Here is a 17,560-nt window from a genome sequence, read left to right on the forward strand (position 1 = left end):
GGATTAACTCGCTGCAGTCAAAGAATGGATGAGGTCTGTCGAGGCCATCCGTTCTGCATCATCCAGCACCCGGCGCAATGCGGCAGTGAGGTGCTTCTCGATTTGCCAATGATCACTCATGGCCGCCAATTCGGGTGCCAGCTGTGGCGGCATGCCGAGCAACAGATCCCGTAACATCCGCCCCGTCGTGTACGCCGCCGTTTTAACGGCCTCCAACTCAACATGAGCGCCGCGATTTTTGTGAAACTCGCTCTCGGTCAGGCGTGACTCATAAAATTCGCGGTAGGCACGAGACTCCTGAAAGTCCGGGATGCCTTCGACAGGCAAAGGCGCCTGGAGTGGAACAGTGGTTGGTGGTTCGTATTCGATGTGAGAGGCCGGGGTATTTCCTTCCGGCCTGCGCTGAATTCGTTCACGCTCGTGCCGCGCCGCCACGTTGGCTTTGCTCGGATCCGCGGTGCTGAACAGGAGTCGATCCGTAGCCTCGACATCCACCATGCCATCGGCCATCAACACCAAACGTCCGGCCTTGGCCAACTTCGACACGTAGGGTTTCGACCACCCTTGGCGAGTGGCGAACTCCGCTTTGGTGAGTGCTGTCATGTCGATACCTTACGGTTAACCCGGCGGGGCCGAGAGTTAACCCAGTAAATTAGTCGGTTAACTCCTAGGTTAACCACCTCAACGCCACGGTCTGCTTGGCTTTCAACCAAATTCATGGCCGGTTTTTCAGTCGCTTAGTTAACTCTTGGTTAACTGCCTTAGTTAACCGCTCTGCAGGCCGCGGCCCACATGGCTTACAGACGAATCAGGGGATAGTCGAGTTAACCAGGTTAACTCCTAAGTTAACCGCCCTGTAAGCCGCAGCCCACAAGGCTTTCAGCCCAGTGAACCAATGGAGTTAACCAGTTAACTAACTTTGGTGGGGTGCCGCTAACGCGTTCGCGCGAGTCTTATGCCCCGTGTTCCTTGGAAGTTGCCAGGGTCCCCAGCGCATGCCGAATGGCGTCGCTTCACAGCCGCCCAAGCAAAGCGACCGACGTGCCGATGCCAACAAGAAGCCCGAACGCCAGCCCAGCTGTAAATGGCCAGACAATTGCTGGCTTATATTGGAAATCGATAGTTTCAGCCGAAGCGACCAGCCCTTCTGGCTGCCCCGGCATTAGATCATCGCTTAGGGTGTGCTCCCGAACCAGATCAGAACGAACCAAAAAACCACGATCAGAACTACGGCCTACCATCTGCTCGTCTTTGTGTAAGACCAGCTCTCCCCCGTAATGCACGAAGCTGTCCGCTTCAATGCAAATTGGGGTGTAACGATCAGGAAGGTATACAGCGAACGTGGATTGGCTCATCAACTCACCTCTTTGAAACGATAAAGACTCACCGGATGGCGAGCCCAGAGAATAGAAATAGGGTTCTGCTGCGTCTGCTGAGCTCACTGAGTGCGTTTGAAAGGGAGGCAGTCGACTTAGACCATCACCTATTACAGCGAGATGCCTTGTTTGTGGATCATGGGGATATCTCTGCAATCTGACGGGCAATTTCGTCATGGATCAGTTTGGCTGACCAGGTATGCGCGACGAGGTCAGTGCCTGCGACCAACAGCGCGGCATCACCCTCGACGGGAATGGCCGGCTTGTCGCTCAGGTCGTTGTAGCTACCCGAGAAGTCAGAAGTCCCACTGCCAATAGCAGAACGAGCGGTGGCGGCGTCGACACTCACCAGCACAGCCTTACCAACATCCGAGGCGTCCGAGATGCTCTCCGAGGTGATGTCACCTGGCGCACCACCGGCATTGCTCGATCCCTTCACCACAGCCTGGAGCACTTGAAAGCCTTCAGTGATGGAGACAGGACTACCGTACGGCTGCCAGCCATCAGAGATGGCCTGTGCCAGCTTGGCCGTCACCTCCTCAGGAGTGTTGGCAACGACAGTTTCGTATTGGGTGTAGGCCATTCTTTAAACCTCAAAATTGAATGTTTGAGCGGCGAGCGGCTGGCATGCAGCCGACTCAACACAATGGATTTAGCCCGTCGTGGCATAGCACAGCAAGAGCACAAGAGGCACCACCCATGGGCAGCGCTTCATGGAGCCGAATTTGATTTAGGAAACTTGAAGTCGGCGAACCGATCAGCTAGATCGGCAATCTTCTTCACACCAAGGAAACCGATGAACACCCCCGCAGCCGTTGCAAAGTTCTGCGGTAAGCCGAAGAACTCCAGTAGCGGAATCAAGCCAATGGTGATCAGCGTGCAAAGCGAGGCTTCAAGCAGTGCCTGTCGTCGCGTGCCACCGCCGTAAATGATGCGCAAGGCACCCACCACAAACGACAGTGCTCCGGCGTAGATCGTCGGTGCATTCTGCCCCAGCCATGCGAGAGCAAGCAGCCAGGTGTCTGGTTTGTCGGGCATGTTTGTCATCCGAATTTCTCCCTTTCGGGAGCGCAATAGATTCGGCTCCAGCAGCACTCCCAGCTTGGAGCGATGGGTATGGCGGAGCCGAAAACGAAAAAACCCTGCTCGATGGCAGGGCTTGTAAATGGATACAAAAAAACCGACTCAATGGTCGGGTTCTTGAAAGGCGTCTCGCTGCGTCACAGCAACACACGCTGCTATAAAAGCAGGTCTATTCCGCGTGGAAAAGGCTTTTCCTCTGAAAATGAAAAATCGCACCCAACTCGACCATACGTTTGCTTTCGCGTTGCCCATCTCACATAAGAAATTTGCTCATCACTCTTTAACCACGATGGAGAGAAAACTACGCAATTCAGTCCTGCGTGAGAGGCAGTAATCACCCCGTAGCTGCCGCGGGCGACAGGTGGCATTCGGCCAATAGCAGCCGTTAAACCTGCTATCACTAACGGCCATCAGAAGGGTCTCATGCACGCTACGGAGACAAAAAACCACATAAGATTTCAGTCGATTTTGCGAATTCTTCCCAAAAACATTGAAACTGCCTCGATTCGGCTATCCTATTCCTCATACCCAGCGAATCATGGACGAACCTATGCAGCAACGAAATCTCACAAATGGCTCTGACGAGATCAGAATCAATGCTAACGACACCTTCGAGCATAATTATTGGGGAAAAAATTCGGCGTAACTACGAGCGAGCTCAAATCCGCAGTGAAAGCGGTGGGCGATGCCCCTAGCGCGGTCCATAGTCAACTTGAAAGCATAAAAAAACTCTAATGATACATGCTCGACGTGGTGAGTCGTCGATGGACAGATTTATCACTGCGAAACTGGTTCAAGGCTATCCAATATCTGGGAAGATCGCGGACGTAGACCAAACCTAAAATACAGGTCGATTCAATCGTACAGTGACTCGCAATCCTTTTTGGCTTAGTTCATCTAAATAGTTAAGCGTGACACTTGCATCATTACGACTGGCTATCGCGCTGACAATAGACAAACCTAGCCCTGAGCCAGCTTCACCGGTCCCCAGGCTGCGGTAAAACGGATCGAACACCAGCGCCTGTTCTTCGGCGCGAATGCCCGGACCCGAGTCCTTGATTTCGATGAGCGCGCCCTGCTCCGTCCGTTCGACGCTGAGGTCGACTCGTCCGCCCGCCGGGGTATAGCGGATGGCGTTATCCACCACGTTCTTGATCAGGATGAAGAGGTCCAGTTCGTTGATGACGACCTGCACGTCCTCGACGCTTTCCACGCCGATATCGATGCCTTTGTCATCTGCCAGTGGCAGCAGGTCTTCCAGCACTCGGCGAAACACTGCATGCACCGAAACGGCGGCCTCGGCGCGTTGCGCGATTGATTGCGCGGCGGCCAGGGCGAGCAACTGCTCAATCAGCTTACGACTGCGTTCGATCCCCTGAGCCAATGGCAAAAAGTTCTGCCGGGTGACGGCCGACATGGGCGTAGCGGCCAATCGCTCTGCCTGCAGGGACAGCGCCGTCATCGGCGAACGCAGCTCATGGGCGGCATCGGCGATAAACCGCCGCTGCGCCTCCATGGCCTGAGCAACGCGGCGGAGTAATCGATTGATCGCCACAACGAAGGGCCGGATCTCGTTCGGCAGGTGCTGTTCATCAATCGCATGCAGCGCCTGTTGGTCACGCTGATCGATTTCCGCCGAGAGCGTCGCGATCGGGCGAAACAGCTTGCGCACCAGATCCCCTACCACCAACAGCAGCACCGGAAACAGAATCAGAAATGGCAGCACACTGCGCCAGGCGCTTTCCCGTGCTTCCTTGTCGCGCACGTCGGCTTCCTGCGCGACGGCGATGCGTTCGCCTGCCGATGTGGTGCTGACCAGCACACGATAGTTTTCACCGGCGATATTCAGCGTTACCAGACCATCGGCCAGGGTCAGGGGAAAGGGCAACGGAATGCTCGCGTCGTCAGTGCCGACGGCTTTGCTGCTGTCGGCCAGGTACTGCACGGTGATCCGGGAGTCTTCGTCATCGCCAACTACCTGTCCGGCAGCGGGATAACCCAGGGTCATATGCTGGCGATCGAACAGCAGCGCCACCTGGCGCAAGCTTTCGTCCTGCATTTCGTGCGCTTCGTCGAGCGCCGAGATGAACGCGAATGCACCGGCGAGCAAGGCGACGATGAGAATGGCCAGTGACAGCGTGATGGAAAGCCGTGACTGCACCGAGTCGCTCAAACGCCTTTTGAAACCATCCATCCCATCCCCCTGACATTCTTGATGATATGGTTTCCTAGTTTGCGCCGCAGTGCATGGATCAAAAACTCCACCGCGTTGCTTTCCACTTCGTTGCCCCAGCCGTAAATCCGATCCTCAAGTTCGCTGCGCGAGAGAATCGCACCCGGGCGGATCAACAGCGCCTGCAACAGTGCAAACTCGCGGCTGGAAAGCTGCACTTCGGCGATTTGAGCGGTGGAGGCCTGTTTGGAAACCAGGTTCAACGACACCTCGCCGTTATCCAGCAACGATTGTGCGTTTCCGCCGCGACGGCGCAATACCGCTCGCATCCGTGCCAGCAACTCGACCATGGCGAAGGGTTTGAGCAGGAAGTCATCAGCGCCACCATCGAGGCCGCGCAGCCGGTCATCCAGACCATCGCGGGCGGTGATAATCAGCAACGGCACGGGGTTGTTGTGCGCGCGAATGGCGTCCAGCACATCGAGCCCGTCCTTGCCGGGCAGGCCGAGGTCCAGCAACACCAGATCGTAGGTCTGGGTGTCCAGCGCCGCCAGCGCGGTGAGGCCATTTTTCACCCAGTCGGTGGCATAACTGGCTTCTTTGAGCGCAGCCTCGATGGCTTCGCCAATCATCAGGTCATCTTCGACCAGCAGAATCCGCATGCAGCGCTCCGACAGAAAAAGGCGCGAAAGCCATTGCCATCGCGCCTGTATTGAAGCACTTGAACCGACGTTTGTCCGCCGCCGGTTCAGCGCTGCGATCACTGCTTGCCATTCATCGAATCGAAGGCTTTGAGCAGATCGTCCATGGCCGCCTTGCAGTCAGCCTGCTTGGGCGAGCTGGCGCGCAGGGCATCCAGCGCGCGGTCAATGGCCTTGTCCAGCACATGCCAGTCAGCAGCGGCACGCGGCTTGATGCCGGCTTCGGCGGAGTCCCAGGTGGTCTCCAGATCCTTGATCCGGGTCTTAGCGCCGAGCAGGTCATTTTTCTCGACCCGCGCGCTGACGTCGGCGGCGATGTTGCGAAACTCGCTCAGGTCACCCAGCTTCGAGCCCGATTGCGGCGGCGCGCTCAAAGAGGTGGTCGGCGCACCGGCAGCGGGTTTGTCAGCTGGTTTCGAGCAGCCGGCGATGCTGCCGAGCAGTAACAGAGACGAGATGATCGCGGCGTGGCGAAAAGCGATTTTGAAGCTGTGCATATTGATTCCTTGATAGGTGTCTGAAGGTTATTCAATGGCGGTTTTACGGTTGACGAGGCTGATTTGCGCGACCGCCACCAACAACACGATGACGGTCAAGAAGATCGCGCTGGTCCAGGCGGCGCCCATGCCCAGGCCGCCGTAGGTCTTGGCCTGGGTCAGCAAGTCGCCGAGGGAGGCGCCGAACGGCCGGGTGAGGATGTAGGCGATCCAGAAGGTCAGCACCACGTTAGCCCCGAGGCGCCAGGCCAGCAGCGTCGCCGCAATCAGCGCACCGAAAATCACCGCACCGAGGGTGAAACCCAGCCCCATCGCTTCCGTGGCCAGATCCCCGGCGGCGGTGCCCAGGGCAAAGGTGCACAGCACCGTGGACCAATAGAAGAGCTCGCGCCGCGGCGTGTTGATTTCGCGGATCGACAGGTTGTTCTCGACGGTGAACCAGATCAGGAAGTTCACCGCCAGCAACACCGAGAACACCGCGGTGCTGACATACAGGCTGATGTCGAGCATGTCGGTCATGATGTCGGTGATCTGCGTGCCGACGATGCTCACCAGCACAACGGTCAGCCAGTAGATCCACGGCGAATAGACGGTTTTGCGCATTTGCAGGAACAACGCCCCCCCGAGTAACAGCGCCATGCCGATGCTGGTCCAGCCAGCGCCGAAGCCGGCATCCACGGCGAGGAAGTCGGCGCCGGTTTCACCCACGGTCGTCGAGAGAATCTTGATCACCCAGAAGGCCAGTGTCACTTCGGGGACTTTGTTGAGCCATCCGGCTTTTGCGGGATTCATGTGCGGTTCGCCTCTCCTGAACAGCGCTGAACTTGCGCTGTGGGGACGATACGACCCAATACTTAGCTGGGACTGAGGATTCGCTCAATATTAAAGAGCACGGTAAATACATTTACCGATCTCCGACTAAATCAAGTCGTCTTCAGCACCGGTTGTCTGAATCACCCCTGCTCTCGTAGACAAATTCGACTGCCCCCTTTTGGCCGAAGGCGGCGTTCACTTTATTTTCGCTGGGATGCATCCGGTTCTCCGTCTTCTACGTCAATCAATCGCCCTCTTTCGAAGGGTGGAAGAATCAAGGAGATGCCATACACTCCAGTGGAGTCATACCGTCATCGATACGGTTCTGATGCTGAAGTTGAGAGCGGATTTCGTTTCTACTGGACTACACTTGACTATTTCTGCCCCCCTAGAGACAGCAACGCCATCACTTTACGAGGGAAGATATGCGGGCTATTTCAACTGCTAATATCGCCTACGGAACCCAAATACTATGCATATTCGGTGCGTTGGGTTTGGTTTTCCTTTGGGGGCTTGGCTTAGAAGGAAGTTACGGACTCTACGCACTTGTACTTGGAGGCATTTTCATAGCAGTAACTTTGTGCGGGAACTACCTAGCAAATGGTAAAAAGCTAAGGTAGCCCCCTCAGTCGAGATTCTCAGCCTTGTGGCCGGTTCCTAATGTCAGCTTTTGGCCGATTCTGTTGAAAACAGTCGGTCATCCAAAACTGACTGCTCATTGGGCGGTGAAAATGCCTTTTTTGCGCGCTGCTACGTGAAATCCGAGTCCGCAAGCATCTGCCAAAAGTAAAGATTTCAATCTTGGATGCTTACTTTTCTGACGCGCAAACCATGGCCGACTTTTTCAACAGAATCGGCCGATTTCCGCCCTGTGTCCTAGGCTGCAATCGGATGTCAATACATTCGGCAGGGCGACAGGGGTGGCAGGGGTGGCCGGATTGGTAGGGAACACCAATGGCGTCTAAAAATCAGTAATACTGACGCCTCGCCTCGCCTCGCGCTACGCTCTATTCTTATACGGCCCAACTTGAACAGGAAGCGCCCATATGCTGCGCGTAAACGAATTATCCCCCATAGGCTCGCTCGACCCACTCTCTGTGGGTTTGCCGACGGAGTCGTTGCAAGGCGCTTGGGAGACGTCGCTGGAAAACATCATTCAGGCCCGCACGGAACTGGCCATTCTAGAGCACGTCTCAATCGCCCGGGGTTTTGCATGGGGTGTCTATGCGGGTGCGCTAGTTGACCATACGAGTTTCACTTCCATGGGCGCGAAAATCATCTTGGCTCACCAAGAGGCCTTAGATAAACCCAGGAACACCATCATCGAGAGCGGTTGACTGTAGTTCAGTAGCACCCATGCATGGTTGTGAATGAGAAGTGAATCATCCCGGATATTCTGGACCATCCGATGACAGCATTTGGCCGATGGCTGCCCTCCGCGGCAGGCAGCAATCAGCCAAAAGTTTAAGCAGCTTTCCGCATTTCATCGACAGCACAATCGATCCACGCGATACCTGCCCTCGCTAATTCCCGCGTCTTTCCTTCACTCATGCCGTAGTGCTTGCCAACTCGGAGCATGGGCCATTTAGCGCCGTAGTAAAGCCAAATAATATCGCCCATTTGTCGGTCACGATGTGAGAGCCGTGCAATCGCGCTATCAATAGCTCCAGCCCATTCATCTGTGATGCAATAGCTCTTACTAGCCGACACTTGCGGCACCGCCTGACGCATTAGCGCAAAAGTCGGTGAAATATACGTTGGGACCCCGGCCCCATCCATCCGCCACCAACCCCACTGCTCCACCAGGTATTCGGTATCGCCCAAAGGTCGACCTGCCGGCTTACGAATCATCATGCTTTCAATCCCCAGTGTAATTTGATCCGCCGGCACCGCGACGGTTGTTCTGCTGGTAGTACTCAGCCGGGCCGGATAACGTTGGACCCCGCTGCAGTACCTCAATTTCGCGTTGAGCCTGCTGCAATCTGAGGCTGAGCTGTGTCACCAATTCGTCTGTAGAAATCGTCAATCGACTCCCCGCCATCACCCAACCTGAGCAGTTGCAATCGACGCAAGCCAACTCATGAAACACCCCTTGCACCACTGCTTTTCCCTTGCAGGTCAAGCACTGCTCCAGCTCTATCTGCTCCTTACGAAAGCCATGGGCGTGGGCTTTTTTCATGTTTTCAAACCTCGCCCTTAACAAATTGCGAAAACGACTCGCAGGCCGCACTATTCAAGGCGTCTACGAGATTTTGCGATTCTTCATATCTAGCGCCTGTCTGCTGGTGGATTGCCTTGAAGCCGCGTTCATCTAACCAGTTGTGCCACTTCACCAACGCCTGATGACGCTGCTCCTTGGCCTGGGTGTTGATGTAGGTCGAAGCGATTTTGCCCAGCGAGTGGTTCAACAACATCTCGCCGATGTGGCCGTCGACACCGAGGTCAGTCCAGGCAGTGCGGGCCACCTTGCGTAGGTCGTGACTGGTCCAGGCGCCCTGCCCCAATCGCGTGAATACGGCGCTAGCCTGGTTGTCGCTCAGCGCCTTGCCTCGGCGGGAAGGAAATAGGAATTGGCCTTCGTAGCCTTGGGCGGCCTGACGGTCCCGGTAGCGGCGCAGCAATGCGCAAATTTGATCGGTCAGCGGCACCCGCAACTCGGTCTTGCTCTTGGTGTGTTCGGCTGGCAGAAACCATTCACGCTCAGGCAGCGCAATGTCAGCCCAGCGAGCCTGCCGGGTTTCTCCGATGCGAGTGCCGTGACACAACATCATCAGGGCCAGCATGGCGTCACCTGGCGTACTGTCGAAACGTTCGGTCAGCTGCGTCACCAACTCAGGCAATTGGACGTCGCGCAGGCGCGCGGCCTTGGGCAGGATGCGCGCTGTCGTGAAGTTGCCGAACTTGAGCTCAGCCATCGGGTTGACCGGGATCAGGTCCAGCTTACGGGCTTGGCGAAAAGCCACCGCGAGCAGGCGGTACAACTGCTGCACGTAGGACAGCGATAATTCTTCCTGAGCTGGCCACATCAACAGCTTGTCGAGGGTCTGGGCACTAACGTCGCGAATCAGCAGATCATCCAGGCGCGGCTTGAGCTGGCAACTAATGGCCGACTTGCCGGCCGCACGACGCTTGACCGAGAGTGCGCGGGAGCGAGCCATTCGATCGGCAAACCAGTCCAACAACTCGCCGACGGTGACCCAACCCGAAACGCTCGCCACGCCATCGGCAGCCACGCGCAAGCGCACCGCTGGTAACGCCGCAACTACCTGCTTGGTGGACAGGTCGGGAAAGGCGCCGATGCGGTGCCACTGGCGTTTGTTCAGCAGGTACCAAGAGCCACACGCGCGATTCTTCGCAAAGCGAAAGTGCAACGCGGGGTGACTGGCATCGCGCAAGTCGCGTACATGCAGCTTCTTCGCATTGCGTTCGATTTCGGCATCTGACAGTTTGACTGTCAGGGTTTTCACCAGAGCGTTCATGTTCGTGCACCGGGGGTATCGTCGAGGTCAACGACCTGGAAGGTGGTGGGCCACATCCAGACGCCGTAGCGCTCGGCCATAGCCTGATTCGCGAACAGTGCCAGCGCGTGGTCCGGTGTATCACTCAGGTCCAACTTGAAAGAGCAGCAGAACACGGCATACCGATAGTTTGCCGGATCCGGAATAGCCAAGCGGCGATCGGGTGTTTCCAAGCTGATCCCCATCAGAAGCCCTCCTTACCGCGTTGAGATTCCCACTCGAATGCCACGCCAATGCACCCGTTTTCGCGGATGCGGTCGACACAGCGCGCGCCAATGGCGTCGTTCAGTTCGGCAGGAGAAAGGTTGCTGACGATGATCGTCGGGCGGCATTGCTCGTAACGACCATTGATGATGCTGAACAGCGTGGCCAGCTCGAACTCGCTCTGCTTGGTGGCGCCGACTTCATCGAGCACCAGCAGGTCCGCGCCAATCACCTCACGCAGGATGTGCGCCTCGGACTCGCCCGAGCGATCATTGAACGTCGCCCGGATATCGCCGATGAGTGAGCCCACCGTGCGGTAGATCGCCTTTACCATGCATTCGTTGATCAGGTGATTGGCCGAGGCAATAGCTAGGTGCGTCTTGCCGGTGCCAACCTTCCCCAGCAGCAACATGCAGCGACCTTCTCGGCGATGTTTCGAAAAGTTCTCGACATAATCGGTGCATGCATCCAGGGCAATCTGCTGGGCACGGTGCGATACGACGAAATCGGCAAACGTCTTTTCCGCGAAACGTTTTGGAATCCGGGCGCTCGACTGTTGAACAATCCGAAATTGGGAGCGCTTGCGCTCAAGCTCTTGCATATCGCGTTGGTTACTCGCGCAGATCGGACAGCCTGACAGGCTGCCGCCCTTGAGGATGACCGCCGAGTAATCGCCATGATCGAAGCAGCTCGCTGGTTTACGGCCGATGACGCGGAATTTGCGGTCTATGTGAGCACTGAGATTAGAGACGGAAGGTGCCATTGGCGTTCTCCTTGGTGCCAGCCTTGTAATCGCGAGTGTCGAAGCCGGAGTGGCGACTGACTGGAAGTGAATGTGCGAGGCCGACCGGCTTGTCAGGGAAGATCCCTGTCCATCCGTTGCTGATCGAAAGGACCAGCACGGAATCGGGGGCTGGGTGTGCCGCCAAGGCCTTGGCTTGTTGTTCGCAGCTTTTGGCGGTAAGGGGTTTGTGGATTTCCTTGCGGTGCTGGCACCAGTCGGCCCACACCTCGACGCTGACGTTTTCCGGTTTGACCATCAGCGGATCAAACTTTGGCGATTTGCTTGGCGCGTCAGCGCCCTGCTTCTCCTGATTACTGGTTACCTGATTGGTACCCTGATTACTGGTACCCTGATTTGTCGGAGATTTTTCCGACCCTTCTCGGATTTTTTTCCGACACTGTTCGGAAATTTTTCCGACCTTGCTCGGAGATTTTTCCGAGGTAGATCGGATTTTTTTCCGACCTTGGCTCACATCAGAGGTCGGATATTTTTCCGACCCGTCCAGCTTGCGATTCCACTCTTTGGCCTTCTCGGTCAAACGAAACAAACTGATGTTTGAAGTGTGGGATAGCTCGATCAACCCTGCGGTCTCGAGCCCTTTGAGAAGTCGGTACGCGGTGTCTGGTTTGTCGGTGAGCAAGGGCAATTCTTCCACGATCTTTGCCTTGCTCAAGGCAAAGAAAATCCCGTGATCGGTCTTGATTGGCCTTGCCCAGCTAGGGCACTCGTAGACAAACGAAAACAACAACGCCTGCTGCGAGTTCAACCCCCACTCCAGCGCTTTGACCTGGTTGATCGTGATCGTGAACTGCATATCAATCCTTTCCGCCTAGCGGTCGGGCTGGACGCTTCGACTTGTGCAACTCGATCAGTGCGGTCACCTCCTCGTGCCTCGCAGCCAGGTGCTTGGCATGCAAGGCCAAAATCTCCGATGCTTCCACGGCAGTGATTTCGCCGTCCTCCAGCGCGAGGGCAAGAAACTGGTCAACCCGGCCGCGCTTCACAGAAGTACGCAAAGAGCGCTGGTGCATGTCTACGTTGTCGAGATCGCCGACTTCAGGCAGGCGGACAAATACACCGCCGTACATCGCGCAGATGTAGTCCGGTAAGCGCGTGGTGCCCTGCTCGCTTTCGAGGACGTAAACCTCCTCATCGCTAAGAGGAACAACACCGCCACTCTCATAAACCTGATTCTTAAAACGCTTCAGTTCGAGACTGAGGCGAGCTGAAGCGCATACCTGGCCGCCTGGGTATTTCTTCGCGACCTCGATCACCACTGCGCGACGGGTTTCTAGTACTGGCGATTTCATTGTCTAGTTTTCTCTCGGCGCCATTGCGCTCAAAGTTGGCTCATTAGATGGGCAGCATCCGGCGACGCGTCCTTTTCGCGCTTTGAACCGGGAACGGTCTAAGCTCTTCCGCTGTGTAAGAGCCATCTGCGTGCTCCATAACAAAAACCTCACGCCCTGCCTGCAGAGCTTTATTTATTGAACTTTGGGTCATGCCTAACAAATTTCCGGCCTTGGTCTGCCCCTTCTCGGTAGCAAATTGGCTGAGGGTGAGTTGACGCACTGTCCGGTCTCCGGTGGTGTATCTGAACTGACAATATCTCCCATGGAGCTTTTTTAATCAACTCCAATGGAGATGGATAAGTATCTCCACCGGGAATACTCTTCGGAAATGAAAAACGACAGACGACCATTACTTGAGTGGGAAAAGACGGAGTGCGCCGCATTAAAAGCGGAGCTGGCTGCCTACAATGCGCGTGCCCCAAAAGGCGAGAGGCTGACTCAAGAAGAGATCGCACTTTCCGTAGGCATGAGCCAAGGCACGCTAAGCAGTCACTTGAACGGTAGCCGTGCGCTCAACAAGGAAATGGCAGCTGAGATAGCTAAAATGCTCGGCATACCCGTAGAGAGATTCAGCCCACGGATCGCGAAAGAAATCTCCGAATTGGCGATTGCCGCCAATGCTGCGCCACAAGTCGAATCATTGCAGTCAAACGTCGAGCCTGGCCCGCCAATTACCAGCGCTCCTCGTCGAATCGATGTTGTCGGGACGGCACAACTCGGTCACGAAGGCTATTGGACTAGTCTTGACCAGGCTGCTGGCTGGGTTGAGACCTACTCTAGGGATGAAGACGCCTATGCACTCCGACTCAAAGGTGACTCAATGGCTCCGGCAATTCGTAGTGGTTGGATCGCCGTCTGCGAGCCCAATCACCGCCTAGTGCCAGGTGAGTATGTGATGGTCACCACCACTGATGGGCAGAGCATGGTTAAAGAACTGCTCTTCGAAAATGAAGAAGACGTCAGCCTCATGTCGATCAACTCGGCTTACGGTGAGAGGCTGACAGTAGCTCGGATTGATATCGATAAAATCCATTACGTAGGCGCAATCCTTGCCCCTAGCAAGGTGCTGGGTAGAATCTAAATTTGAGCCCTTCGACTTGTCATAAAATCCCTAAGCACCTCCCTCCTGAAGCCCGCTAATTGCGGGCTTTTCTCTGCTAAATAATTGTTTTTAATCGTTAATCTTTAGCGCTTACGCATCAAGCCATTCACTGTATATCCATACGCAAAAGGAGCAGTGCGATGGCAACACCGAAAAACAAACCAACACCGCCAAACTCGTTTGACCTTCTCGGACTCCGCATCCAAAAAATCATCAGCTCCCCCGCTGCCCAAAAACGAAAGATGGCAGTCATTCGAAGAGGCGCGGATGAGTGCCAGGAGGATTGGAAACGGCTTCTTGACGACATAGCCGATACCGAGCACGTAATAGTGAGTCGAGAAGAAGACGGCGCCGCCCGCGTCTCCTGGAGCCTCCCGGCCAATATCTGATCGCCAAAAAAACTCGCGCAATGCGGGTTTTTTTATGTCTATCGGAATATTTATCTCCTAGGGAGTTGACTTCATTAACTCCTGGGGAGATATTTAAGTCGTCGCCACGAAGCAACGCGGCAATGCGGAATCTACCGCCGCTCTTTAACAATCAGCGCAACAAACAGCAAATCGCATTGCCTCTACCGGCGACCGGCGAGCAGACAGGCCCGAAGGCCTGCCAACGACAGGAACAACCTGGACGGCTGATCGATGGTGGAACACCAGAACCGTGTGAATGACCCGGCAAGCAATGTGCCCCGCCCCTCCGGCGGCAATAGGACGAACTGCATCATTGCACGTCAGCCTGACGATAACTGCCCGAGCACTTGGTACTCCCCAGCACCAGGCCGCATCGGTGAGTTCTGAAGCACAACGATTGTTGGATGGTCTCTGTGCCATCGCTTCAGAGTTCACCAATGCGGACGAAATCCCGGCTTATACCGGCCACCTGCATGCAATGAATCAGAGTACGGCGAGCGCCCGCCAAGATTACCCAGGGCGCGCATTCAAGGATAACCATCATGAAATAGACCATAGCCTAAAGATCACTGCATCTGCGAAAGGCCCGAACGTCCAACGGGCCTTTCTTTTTAACGCCTTTATCCGTCAGCACTCTCCCCTGCGCCCAACGGCAAGCAGCAGACGACCCGAGTGCTGACGAATACACGCAACGCACACCGAGGAATCGCCATGAACCAAACGATCAGACAGAGCCAAGCAATCCTCCAGGGGTTGCGTCTCCAGACGTCCCAGGCCACCAACGAAATGTACCAACGCATAGGTCGTGATGAGCCCATTCGCATACTGAACTATACAGTTGTGCCACACGGCGGCATCACCGTTGAAGTTGTTGAGCGCTCCTCTGGTTCAGTAAAGGGTGAACCGTTTAGTCATTACAATGACTGCCAGTTCGCTGCCAGCCACAAGCCAGCGAAAGCATTCGCTCGCTCGCTTCTGCGCTGGACCACCGGTTCGGCGCTCCTGCTGCTCTTGTTCGCCTATTTCGGCGCAGGAAATTGAGACCGATAAAAAAGCTGGTGCATCAGCACCGGCAGCAGACTTGGCTGGATCTACCGGCCCACGGAATTGAAGAGGCAGGCCATGGCCAAGAGCAATGCGGAGTTGCAGAGGGGCAAGCGCGCCAAAGCAAAAGCCCTGTTGGATCGGATCGGCGCCGAGAAGCGGACTTTGATTGTGTCGAAGGCGCTGGCTGATGCACTTCAGGTACTAGGCGAGCGCCACGACTTCGAGGAGTGGCAGGAGACGATGTCGACGCTCCTGATCAACCTGGCCGCTGCGCCCCCCGAAAGTACTGCCCGTTTTGCCAGCATGTCGCGACCTGAAATTGTCGTTACGGAAAAGTGGTCGCGACAGCTAGAACAGTTTGCCACGACTGGCATCGAGGTTTAGCTCTTCGTCCCGAGCTCTTGCCTAGCGATCATTATCCCAAAGCTCAATGCTGCTGCGTAGGTCTTATGGGTGAAGTCGGAATCTTTCTATCAGTTCCGAAGCACTTCATCACCCTTAGAAATCCTTATCGTAACGGTGAAGTCTTCACCGACTATTTTGTCGTGAGGCCCATCGATGTGGACCTCTATCAAGTAATCGCCCCAGATGGACTGCTCTATTTCTTGACCTGATTCAGCTTGCATGGATTTGCCCTCAATTATTGAGTAGCGACTTAGCTAGTCTGCATTGGTTGTTAGGTACCTGACCGAAACCTACCATGCCAAATCCAGTCACAGAGGGCGGCTAATCCGACTCTCAAGTCAGCTTAATTTTTTCAATAAAATGCTTATCTAAATCAGCGCCAATTTTCAAAACATTATCGACTGCATAGTCGGCTTCTAGCTGGCACTGCTCTGCAAAAATGTCTGCACGGTCTGATAGAGATTTGGCAAGCGGGCTCATATTCCCTCCTACTAAGTGGCGTTTTGAGGCTTCTGCGCTTTCAGCGTAAGCATGCTTTACCTTGCAGGTTGCATCATAAACAACGATGTAAGCATCGTAGAATTTTTGAAGCTCATTTGAGATGGACTCATCTACGTAAAGCTGCGCAGTTTTGATGTGCACAGTAAGCCTGGCAAATTCGTTTAGGTCCGCGTGCTGACCTTCTCGCTGGATAAGATGAAACGCATCGGCGAAAGCTTCATACAGTTTTCGCTGGTACTCGTGAATACTTATTCTATTCGCCAGTCGCGCCTCGCGAGCTGACCTCCACGCCAAAATCGCGGAAACAATAGAAACCGCAAATGCGACCCCTGCTATTACGTTTGCCCACAATGCTGCATCCATAAGCTCGACTCCTTCGGCGCCATGCCGGGCCAAGAACAAATACCCCACTTCAACGAATCACGCCAGCAGGCGAGGATCTTCTATGTTCACAGCAATCGATTTGTTCTCAGGTTTTGGCGGATGGACCCGCGGTGGTGTTGATGCCGGACTGAAAGTGCTCTGGGCCGCAAACCACTGGCCAGCCGCTGTTGAGTGGCACACAAAGAACAACCCCAATACGCAGCATGTCTGCCAAGACTTGCACCAAGCAGACTGGTCGAAGGTGCCCAAGCATGACGTCATGCTGGCCTCACCATGCTGCCAAGGACATGCCAGGGCCCGCGGAAAGGCATCGGGAAATCCACAGCACGACAACTCGCGATCGACAGCCTGGGCGCCGGTGGCGAATGCTGAGGTGAATCGGCCCGACTTCGCGGTGATCGAAAACGTACCGGAGTTCATGGACTGGATTTTGTACCCTGCATGGGCGGATGCAATGCAACGTCTGGGATACATGCTGGCGCCACACATTGTGGATTGTGCCGACTTGGGCGTGCCGCAACATCGAGTGCGCCTGTTCATGGTCTGCTCTCGTAGCAAGGCTCCGCTTCACTTGCAGTTGCCGAGATACCGACACGTTCCCGCGAACCAGATAATCGACTTCGACGCGGGCAAGTGGTCGCCAATTGTCAAGGCGGGCCGCGCAGCATCGACTCTAATCAGGGTGAAGAATGGACGTGAGCGCTTTGGCGAACGGTTCGTGATGCCGTATTACGGATCAGGCTCAGGGCTCACCGGCCGCAGCCTGGACCGCCCAATCGGCACTATCACCACTCTGGACCGCTGGGCAGTGGTCGACGGCGACAGGATGCGCATGATCACCGCCAACGAGGCAATGGCCGCTCAGTCATTCCCCGCCGACACCTTGAGACCTGACAATCACCGACTGGCTATGCACATGACTGGCAACGCGGTACCGCCACTGGCCGGACAACGAATCATTGAGGCACTGAAGGCTGCCGCCTAGATCAGATGAGAGAAGCCGCGCGATCTGAATCGATCAGTGGGAGTTTGCCAGTACCTAACTGAGATGTGAGCCAGCGCCTGGTCAGATCAACGTCAAACCTCCAATTGTGCTCTTTGAAAAGTGCAATCGCCGTCCCCGAGATCCTGTACTCACCACAGTCGGGGCAGGCGAGCTGCTTGTAGTCTCCAGACGACGGCACCTCGCTCGAGTCAGTTGCGCAAATAA

Annotated in this window: 24 protein-coding genes; 7 read left to right on the plus strand and 17 right to left on the minus strand. The window is 55.5% G+C overall.

Annotated features, from left to right (window positions below; genetic code table 11):
* Nucleotides 1-3 precede the first annotated feature (3 nt).
* The 4 genes from H8F22_RS11175 to H8F22_RS11190 form a co-directional block, all read right to left on the minus strand.
* On the minus strand, nt 4-603 hold the full coding sequence (locus tag H8F22_RS11175) for a terminase small subunit (protein ID WP_194940137.1): 600 nt from the start codon (nt 601-603) through the stop codon (nt 4-6).
* Nucleotides 604-1,013: 410 nt separating this feature from the next.
* Nucleotides 1,014-1,355: a hypothetical protein gene (locus H8F22_RS11180; RefSeq protein ID WP_194940138.1), complete on the minus strand. Its 342-nt coding sequence runs from the start codon at nt 1,353-1,355 to the stop codon at nt 1,014-1,016.
* A 157-nt stretch (nt 1,356-1,512) separates the two neighbouring features.
* Nucleotides 1,513-1,959, minus strand: a complete 447-nt coding sequence (locus H8F22_RS11185) for a DUF1737 domain-containing protein (RefSeq protein ID WP_194940139.1) — start codon at nt 1,957-1,959, stop codon at nt 1,513-1,515.
* 128 nt (nt 1,960-2,087) lie between these two features.
* Entirely contained in the window at nt 2,088-2,423 is a 336-nt protein-coding gene (locus H8F22_RS11190; RefSeq protein ID WP_194940140.1) for a phage holin, lambda family, read from the minus strand.
* Between the two features lie 660 nt (nt 2,424-3,083).
* Here H8F22_RS11190 and H8F22_RS33045 point away from each other — a divergent pair.
* Nucleotides 3,084-3,194 (plus strand): DUF3606 domain-containing protein, encoded by a 111-nt coding sequence (locus H8F22_RS33045; protein ID WP_081743959.1) that lies wholly within the window; start codon nt 3,084-3,086, stop codon nt 3,192-3,194.
* Nucleotides 3,195-3,297: 103 nt separating this feature from the next.
* On the opposite strand, the gene H8F22_RS11200 is transcribed toward H8F22_RS33045, so the two are convergent.
* The 4 genes from H8F22_RS11200 to H8F22_RS11215 form a co-directional block, all read right to left on the minus strand.
* A complete protein-coding gene (locus H8F22_RS11200) occupies nt 3,298-4,653 on the minus strand; it encodes an ATP-binding protein (RefSeq protein WP_194940141.1) in 1,356 nt (451 codons plus the stop codon).
* Nucleotides 4,629-5,294, minus strand: coding sequence for a response regulator (locus H8F22_RS11205; protein ID WP_194940142.1), 666 nt, complete (start codon nt 5,292-5,294; stop codon nt 4,629-4,631). The genes H8F22_RS11200 and H8F22_RS11205 overlap by 25 nt, the downstream gene beginning before the upstream one ends.
* A gap of 98 nt (nt 5,295-5,392) precedes the next feature.
* Entirely contained in the window at nt 5,393-5,830 is a 438-nt protein-coding gene (locus H8F22_RS11210) for a hypothetical protein (protein ID WP_194940143.1), read from the minus strand.
* A gap of 27 nt (nt 5,831-5,857) precedes the next feature.
* The gene (locus H8F22_RS11215) at nt 5,858-6,622 is read right to left on the minus strand and encodes a COG4705 family protein (RefSeq protein ID WP_027923817.1); all 765 of its coding nucleotides are present in this window, start codon (nt 6,620-6,622) and stop codon (nt 5,858-5,860) included.
* A gap of 1,067 nt (nt 6,623-7,689) precedes the next feature.
* Here H8F22_RS11215 and H8F22_RS11220 point away from each other — a divergent pair.
* Nucleotides 7,690-7,980, plus strand: coding sequence for a hypothetical protein (locus tag H8F22_RS11220; protein WP_027923815.1), 291 nt, complete (start codon nt 7,690-7,692; stop codon nt 7,978-7,980).
* A 127-nt stretch (nt 7,981-8,107) separates the two neighbouring features.
* On the opposite strand, the gene H8F22_RS11225 is transcribed toward H8F22_RS11220, so the two are convergent.
* Genes H8F22_RS11225 through H8F22_RS11260 form a run of 8 tightly spaced genes read right to left on the minus strand, consistent with a single transcriptional unit; the run spans nt 8,108 to nt 12,721 of the window.
* Nucleotides 8,108-8,497, minus strand: a complete 390-nt coding sequence (locus tag H8F22_RS11225) for an antiterminator Q family protein (protein ID WP_194940144.1) — start codon at nt 8,495-8,497, stop codon at nt 8,108-8,110.
* Between the two features lie 4 nt (nt 8,498-8,501).
* Nucleotides 8,502-8,822 carry a hypothetical protein gene (locus tag H8F22_RS11230; protein ID WP_194940145.1) on the minus strand — a complete coding sequence of 107 codons (321 nt, stop codon included), beginning with the start codon at nt 8,820-8,822 and terminating at the stop codon, nt 8,502-8,504.
* Between the two features lie 4 nt (nt 8,823-8,826).
* A complete protein-coding gene (locus H8F22_RS11235) occupies nt 8,827-10,122 on the minus strand; it encodes a tyrosine-type recombinase/integrase (protein WP_194940146.1) in 1,296 nt (431 codons plus the stop codon).
* Entirely contained in the window at nt 10,119-10,346 is a 228-nt protein-coding gene (locus H8F22_RS11240) for a hypothetical protein (protein ID WP_194940147.1), read from the minus strand. Before H8F22_RS11240 ends, H8F22_RS11235 begins: the two co-directional genes overlap by 4 nt.
* The gene (locus H8F22_RS11245; protein ID WP_194940148.1) at nt 10,346-11,128 is read right to left on the minus strand and encodes an ATP-binding protein; all 783 of its coding nucleotides are present in this window, start codon (nt 11,126-11,128) and stop codon (nt 10,346-10,348) included. The genes H8F22_RS11240 and H8F22_RS11245 overlap by 1 nt, the downstream gene beginning before the upstream one ends.
* Nucleotides 11,109-11,963 (minus strand): hypothetical protein, encoded by an 855-nt coding sequence (locus H8F22_RS32590; RefSeq protein WP_228758755.1) that lies wholly within the window; start codon nt 11,961-11,963, stop codon nt 11,109-11,111. The genes H8F22_RS11245 and H8F22_RS32590 overlap by 20 nt, the downstream gene beginning before the upstream one ends.
* Before the next feature lies 1 nt (nt 11,964).
* Complete coding sequence (locus H8F22_RS11255; protein WP_027923809.1) at nt 11,965-12,459, minus strand: YmfL family putative regulatory protein; 495 nt, start codon at nt 12,457-12,459, stop codon at nt 11,965-11,967.
* A 43-nt stretch (nt 12,460-12,502) separates the two neighbouring features.
* Nucleotides 12,503-12,721: a Cro/CI family transcriptional regulator gene (locus H8F22_RS11260; RefSeq protein ID WP_194940149.1), complete on the minus strand. Its 219-nt coding sequence runs from the start codon at nt 12,719-12,721 to the stop codon at nt 12,503-12,505.
* A 72-nt stretch (nt 12,722-12,793) separates the two neighbouring features.
* Here H8F22_RS11260 and H8F22_RS11265 point away from each other — a divergent pair, with 72 nt between their 5' ends.
* The 4 genes from H8F22_RS11265 to H8F22_RS11280 all read left to right on the plus strand — a co-directional run bounded on the left by H8F22_RS11265 (nt 12,794) and on the right by H8F22_RS11280 (nt 15,444).
* Nucleotides 12,794-13,582, plus strand: coding sequence for a LexA family transcriptional regulator (locus H8F22_RS11265; protein ID WP_194940150.1), 789 nt, complete (start codon nt 12,794-12,796; stop codon nt 13,580-13,582).
* Between the two features lie 161 nt (nt 13,583-13,743).
* On the plus strand, nt 13,744-13,992 hold the full coding sequence (locus H8F22_RS11270) for a DUF1654 domain-containing protein (protein ID WP_194940151.1): 249 nt from the start codon (nt 13,744-13,746) through the stop codon (nt 13,990-13,992).
* A gap of 732 nt (nt 13,993-14,724) precedes the next feature.
* Nucleotides 14,725-15,054, plus strand: a complete 330-nt coding sequence (locus H8F22_RS11275; RefSeq protein WP_194940152.1) for a hypothetical protein — start codon at nt 14,725-14,727, stop codon at nt 15,052-15,054.
* A gap of 81 nt (nt 15,055-15,135) precedes the next feature.
* On the plus strand, nt 15,136-15,444 hold the full coding sequence (locus tag H8F22_RS11280) for a hypothetical protein (RefSeq protein ID WP_194940153.1): 309 nt from the start codon (nt 15,136-15,138) through the stop codon (nt 15,442-15,444).
* A gap of 354 nt (nt 15,445-15,798) precedes the next feature.
* Here the strand turns inward: H8F22_RS11280 and H8F22_RS11285 are convergent, their stop codons facing one another.
* Nucleotides 15,799-16,329 (minus strand): hypothetical protein, encoded by a 531-nt coding sequence (locus H8F22_RS11285; protein WP_194940154.1) that lies wholly within the window; start codon nt 16,327-16,329, stop codon nt 15,799-15,801.
* 82 nt (nt 16,330-16,411) lie between these two features.
* Here H8F22_RS11285 and H8F22_RS11290 point away from each other — a divergent pair, with 82 nt between their 5' ends.
* A complete protein-coding gene (locus H8F22_RS11290; protein WP_194940155.1) occupies nt 16,412-17,335 on the plus strand; it encodes a DNA cytosine methyltransferase in 924 nt (307 codons plus the stop codon).
* Nucleotides 17,336-17,560 lie beyond the last annotated feature (225 nt).

This window comes from Pseudomonas mucoides, from assembly GCF_015461845.1.
GTDB lineage: Bacteria > Pseudomonadota > Gammaproteobacteria > Pseudomonadales > Pseudomonadaceae > Aquipseudomonas > Aquipseudomonas mucoides.